1 protein-coding gene is annotated in these 448 nt (G+C 46.7%); it reads left to right on the top strand.

The features are described from left to right. Positions 1–50 precede the first annotated feature (50 nt). Positions 51–341 carry a hypothetical protein gene (locus P5683_RS25870; protein WP_046318535.1) on the top strand — a complete coding sequence of 97 codons (291 nt, stop codon included), beginning with the start codon at positions 51–53 and terminating at the stop codon, positions 339–341. The last annotated feature ends 107 nt before the right edge of the window (positions 342–448 follow it).

The following is a 448-nucleotide window of genomic DNA, read 5'->3' as shown; positions in this document are numbered from 1 at the left end:
CTCCTCTCCGTGATCAATCACGGAGCTTCCAACCCTCCCAGGAGTTTTACGTGATTGAAGCCAATGCCGATAAAATATCGGAAATCGGCGATCGCGGCTATAAAAACAGTGGGGAAAAAGGAACAGTGGTGCTGTTGCGCCAGTTGGAGAATAACTCGACAGAGTTGGAAGAATGGCAATTCCAATATCGTCCCATGAGTAGTCTTGATTCCATGCTATCCGATTGGAAACAGATGAAATTGCAAGAGATGCTAATTGCTTATAACCCTGATGTCTCTGTGGTTTGCACTTTTCTCTACCCTAATGGGGCTCACACTAGCTACCATTTTGGTAAGGTTTAGCTGTTAGCCGGAAAGCCCCCTGATACATTTACGCGACATTTATCCGGCTATGGCCGGACAATGCGACGATAGCACTATTACCCGTTAAGGTAACAGAGGCGGTATCC

Source organism: Limnospira sp. PMC 1279.21 (assembly GCF_032349615.1).
GTDB classification, from domain to species: domain Bacteria; phylum Cyanobacteriota; class Cyanobacteriia; order Cyanobacteriales; family Microcoleaceae; genus Limnospira; species Limnospira fusiformis.
This window is presented reverse-complemented; position numbering and strand designations above follow the sequence as displayed.